The 4,885-nt window shown below is 73.8% G+C and carries 4 protein-coding genes; 3 read left to right on the top strand and 1 reads right to left on the bottom strand.

Features of this window, described 5'->3' with window-relative positions; translation table 11 throughout:
• Both AB0C69_RS38025 and cutA read left to right on the top strand, forming a co-directional pair.
• Positions 1-469, top strand: a 469-nt coding sequence (locus tag AB0C69_RS38025; protein WP_360360726.1) for a (2Fe-2S)-binding protein, incomplete at its 5' end; no start/stop codon positions are given.
• Positions 470-2,884 (top strand): aerobic carbon-monoxide dehydrogenase large subunit, encoded by a 2,415-nt coding sequence (gene cutA, locus AB0C69_RS38020; RefSeq protein ID WP_360360723.1) that lies wholly within the window; start codon positions 470-472, stop codon positions 2,882-2,884.
• Between the two features lie 160 nt (positions 2,885-3,044).
• Here cutA and AB0C69_RS38015 read toward each other — a convergent pair whose 3' ends face one another.
• Positions 3,045-3,890 (bottom strand): polysaccharide deacetylase family protein, encoded by an 846-nt coding sequence (locus AB0C69_RS38015; RefSeq protein ID WP_360360720.1) that lies wholly within the window; start codon positions 3,888-3,890, stop codon positions 3,045-3,047.
• A gap of 225 nt (positions 3,891-4,115) precedes the next feature.
• Here AB0C69_RS38015 and AB0C69_RS38010 point away from each other — a divergent pair, with 225 nt between their 5' ends.
• Positions 4,116-4,763 carry a carbon monoxide dehydrogenase subunit G gene (locus AB0C69_RS38010; RefSeq protein ID WP_360360718.1) on the top strand — a complete coding sequence of 216 codons (648 nt, stop codon included), beginning with the start codon at positions 4,116-4,118 and terminating at the stop codon, positions 4,761-4,763.
• Positions 4,764-4,885: the final 122 nt, after the last annotated feature.

The following is a 4,885-nucleotide window of genomic DNA, read 5'->3' as shown; positions in this document are numbered from 1 at the left end:
GGCGCGGCGGCTGCTGTCGGACCTGCTCCGGCACGACCTCGGGCTCACCGGCACGCACGTCGGCTGCGAGCACGGCGTCTGCGGCTGCTGCACCGTCCTGCTGGACGGGGAGCCGGTGCGCTCGTGCCTGATGTTCGCCGTCACCGCCGCGGGCCACGAGGTCACCACCGTCGAGGGGCTCGCCGCGCCGGACGGAACGCCGTCGCCGGTGCAGCGCGCGTTCCGCGAGTGCCACGGGCTGCAGTGCGGGTTCTGCACGCCGGGCTTCCTCTGCACCGTCACGGCGCTGCTCCGGGAGACGCCGCGCCCGACGGACGACCAGGTCCTGGAGGGCATCTCGGGGAACCTGTGCCGCTGCACCGGCTACCAGAACATCGTCAAGTCGGTGCACCGCGCGGCCGACCTGCTCAGCGGGTCCGCGGAGGGCGAGGCGTCGTCCTCTCGCAATGAGACAGCCGGGGAGTCGTGAATGGGCACCAGGGTCTTCGGTGAACCGGTCGAGCGGCGCGAGGACGCGAGGCTCCTCACCGGGCGCGGCCGCTACCTCGACGACCTCGGGCGGGACGCGCTCGCGGCGGCGTTCGTGCGCTCCCCGCACGCGCACGCCCGGATCGCCGACATCGACGTGTCGGGGGCGCTCGACGTCGACGGGCTGGTCGCCGTCTACACGTGGGAGGACCTGCCCGGCAAGGTCGGGGACCCGCTGCCGCTGCTCATCCCGCACCCCGCCCTGACCCACGGCCGCACCGGGTACCCGCTGGCCCGCGACGTCGTCCGGCACGTCGGCGAGCCGGTGGCGATGGTCGTGGCCCGCGACCGCTACCTGGCCGAGGACGCCGTCGAGCGCATCCGCGTCGAGTACGAGCCCCTGCCGCCCGTCGTCGGCATCGAGAACGCGGAGCGCGCCGAGCGCCTGGTCCACGACGACGTGCCCGGCAACGTGGGCGCCGTCCTGGTCCAGGAGAACGGCGACGCCGCCGCCGCGATCGGCGCGGCGCCGCACGTGCTGGAGTTCCGGCTCTCCATCGAGCGCAGCGCGTCCATGCCCCTGGAGGGCCGCGGCGTCTACGCCCGGTGGGACGCCGACGACGGCTCGCTGCGCGTGTACTCCTCCACGCAGGCGTCCACCAGCGTGCGGGCGGCGATCGCGGCGCGGCTCGGGCTGCCGAACGGCAAGGTCGAGGTGATCGCGCCGGACGTCGGCGGCGGCTTCGGCGTGAAGATCGTCCACCCGTGGCCCGAGGAGGTCCTCGTGCCGTGGGCGGCGCGGCTGCTGGACCGCGAGATCAAGTGGACCGAGGACCGCCGCGAGCACTTCGTCTCCGCCGCGCACGAGCGCGGGCAGCTCCAGGACGTGCGGGTCGGCTTCGACGGCGAGGGCCGCGTCCTCGGCCTGGACGTGCGGATCCTGCACGACCACGGCGCCTACACCCCGTACGGGATCATCATCCCGATCGTCACCTCCACCCAGCTCCTCGGCCCCTACAAGATCGGCGCGTACCGGGCGGAGGTCGTCAGCCTCTACACCAACACCCTCATCGTCACCCCGTACCGGGGCGCGGGCCGCCCGCAGGGGGTGTTCTGCATGGAGCGGACGATGGACCGCATCGCCCGCCACCTCGGCCTCGACCGCGCCGACGTGCGCGCGGCCAACGTCATCCAGCCGGACGAGTTCCCCTACGACCAGGGCCTGACGTTCCAGGACGGCCGCCCGCTGATCTACGACTCGGGCGACTACCCCGAGCTGCTCCGCAAGGTCCGCGAACTGATCGGCTGGGACGGCTTCGAGGCCGAGCGCGCCGCCGCCGCGTCCCGCGGCCGCCGCCTCGGCATCGGCCTCGGCGTCTACGTGGAGGGCACGGGCGTCGGCCCCTACGAGGGCGGGCATGTCGAGATCGACACCGCGGGGCGGGTGCACGTGTCGACCGGGCTCACCTCGCAGGGCCAGGGCCACGAGACCGTGTTCGCGCAGATCGCCGCCGCCGAGCTGGGCGTCCCCATCGAGGACGTCCACGTCACGACGGGCGACACGCGGCGGTTCGGGTACGCGGTCGGGACGTTCGCGTCCCGCGCGGCGGTGATGAGCGGCAACGCGATCGCGCTGGCGTGCCGGAAGGTCCGCGGCAAGGCGCTGCGCATCGCGGGGGAGGCCCTGGAGGCCGACCCGGACGACCTGGAGATCACCGACGGGGTGGTGCACGTGCGCGGCGACCGGTCCGCGGCCGTCCCGCTGCGGACGGTGGCGGTGCTGTCCAACCCGCTGCGGTACGCGTTCGACGAGGAGGCCGCGGCGGCGACGCAGTTCGCGGTGGGGCGCCCGGTCACCGAGCCGCCCGTCGCGGCCGGGGACGAGCCCGGCCTGGAGGGCCGCGACTACTACTCGCCGGTGCGCTCGACGTTCGCCTCGGGCGCGCACGCCGCGATCGTGGAGGTCGACCCGGACACGGCCGAGGTCGCGATCCTGCGGTACGCGGTCGTGCACGACTGCGGGCGGCTCGTCAACCCGATGGTGGTCGAGGGCCAGATCCACGGCGGCGTCGCGCAGGGCGTCGGCGGCGCGCTGTACGAGCGGATGGTGTACGACGAGTCGGGGCAGCTGCTCAACGCCTCGTTCATGGACTTCCTGATGCCGTACGCGACGGAGATCCCGCGCATCGAGACCGACCATCTGGAGACGCCGTCGCCGCTGAACCCGCTCGGCATCAAGGGCGCGGGGGAGGCGGGCGTCATCCCCGTGTCGGCGGTGATCGCGTCGGCGGTCGAGGACGCGGAGGGGATCCGGGTGGACGCGATGCCGCTGTCGCCCGACGACCTGTACACGCTCCGGCTGCGCGCCGCGGACGACCCGTCGCTGCGCGTCCGCGAGGGCGCCGGCGCCGTCTGAGGCGGCGCGCGGTCGGGGCGTCTCCCGGGCGCCGGGCGGGGGCGAGGCTGGCGGGGCCGGCTCGGGAAAGCAGGGGACCTCGGCCCCGCCAGCGTGTTGACCTTAGGCACAGTCCGCCCGGCCCTCCGGCTCAACCGGGTTTCCTCCGGGAAGGTCCCTTTCAGGCGTGGGACGGCTGGTCGGGGGCATTTCCGCCGAGCGAACGCGGAAGGTAGTTCTGCACGGCGGCGGGCCGGAAGCCGGCCTGCCTGATCCAGTCGAGGATCATCTGGAACTCCTGGGCGAGCCCCTTGCGGTAGTGCATGAGGACGATGTCGCCGGGCTTGAACCCCTTGCCGCCGTCGCCGCGCGCGAAGCCGTTGTAGCCGACTCCGGGCCCGGAGGTGCCGTTGTAGAACTCCGCCGACCAGAGCAGCACCGACTTGATGCCGCATTCCTTGGCCACCTGGAGGGTGGTCTGGTTGTAGCTCCCGAACGGGGGACGGAAGATCTGCGGCCGGCGCCCGTACTGCTTCGTGATGGCCTCGGAGGAGTCGCAGATCTGCTTCTTCTGCGCCTCGGCGCTCAGCGTCGCCATGTTGGGGTGCGTGACGGTGTGGTTCTCCATCTGCGAGCCCGCGTTGCGCAACGCCCAGAAGTACTGCCCCTGCCCCTTGATGTAGGTGGAGGTCAGGAACGTCAGGATGGGGACCTTCTCCTTGCGGACGAGGTTCACGAACTCCGAGTCGTAGGTGTAGCCGTCGTCGATGGTCAGGAAGACGACGCGGTCCTGCGTCTGGATGCTCCTGATGACGGGCGGCAGGCCGTTCGCGGCGGGCTGCGGCGCCGTCCAGGACCCGGGCCTGGGCGTCGCCCACCGCTGGTCGTCGAGCACGGAGGCGAGCTGCGTCCGCATGGACGGGCCGGACTCGCCGCCCAGCCGGGCGGCCACGACGGGCCAGCCGCCCGCCGCCACGCCGAACACTCCGGCGGCGACCATGGCGATCACGGGCGTCTTCCCTGGCATCGGCCGCGTACTCCGTTCGGTCGGGGGGTCTGCAGCTCTCAGGGGCGTGCAGTGGGTCCGCATCGGTTGACGCGCGAGCGGCGAGTGGGGTTCGCACCCGCGCGGAACCTGGCGGACATATCTGACCATTCCCAGCGGCCCCGGGGGTGCATCTGCCCAATCCTCGGCGTGTACTCGGCAGAAGTTGCCGTTCGGGGAGGCCGCGGGGTTCTCTAAAGTCGGGTCATGCAGCTCACCGGCAGTGCCAGCGTCGCCGCGCCGCTCGACCGCGTCTGGGACGCGCTCCAGGATCCGGCCGTGCTGGCGAGGACGATCCCCGGGTGCCGCTCCCTGGAGGAGACGGGGGACGGCACCTACCGCATGACGGTCACCGCGGGCGTCGCGTCGATCCAGGGCACCTACGTGGGGCAGGTCGAGCTGGCCGACCCCGACCCGCCGCGCTCGTTCGTCCTGCGCGCCCGCGGCCAGGGCGCGCCCGGCACGGTGGACGCCACGGTCCGCGTCCGGCTGTCGGACGGCGACGGCGCGACCCGCATCGACTACGACGCGGACGCGGTCGTCGGCGGGATGGTCGGCGGCGTCGGGCAGCGGATGCTCGGCAGCGTCGCCAAGCGCACCGCGGGCGAGTTCTTCTCCGCCGTCGAACGCGACCTCACGGCCCTGGCCCCGAGCCCGGGCCCGGCCCCGGCCGCGGAGCCGGTTCCCGCGGCTCGGCCGGCCTCGTCCGCCGCCGGGACCGTCTATCCGGGACGCGCCGCGGCCGCGCCTCCCTCCCCGGACTGGCTCCCGATGGCCGTCGCGTTCGGAGCCGGCGGAGCGGTCGCCCTCGCGGGCGTCGCGGTCGGCTACCTCATCGGCCGCCGCTCCCGCTGACACGCCCTCCGGAAACGGCGAGGGGGGGGGGCCCCCCGGGGGGGGGGGGCGGCCCACCCCCCCCCCCCACGTTCGGCGGTTCAGCGGGCGGGGACCACCGCCTCGCCGTAGGGAACGAGCCT

Source organism: Actinomadura sp. NPDC048032, from assembly GCF_040653175.1.
Taxonomy (GTDB): domain Bacteria; phylum Actinomycetota; class Actinomycetes; order Streptosporangiales; family Streptosporangiaceae; genus Spirillospora; species Spirillospora verrucosospora.
Note: the sequence above shows the minus strand (reverse complement) of the source record. Positions and strands in the feature narration are given on the sequence as shown.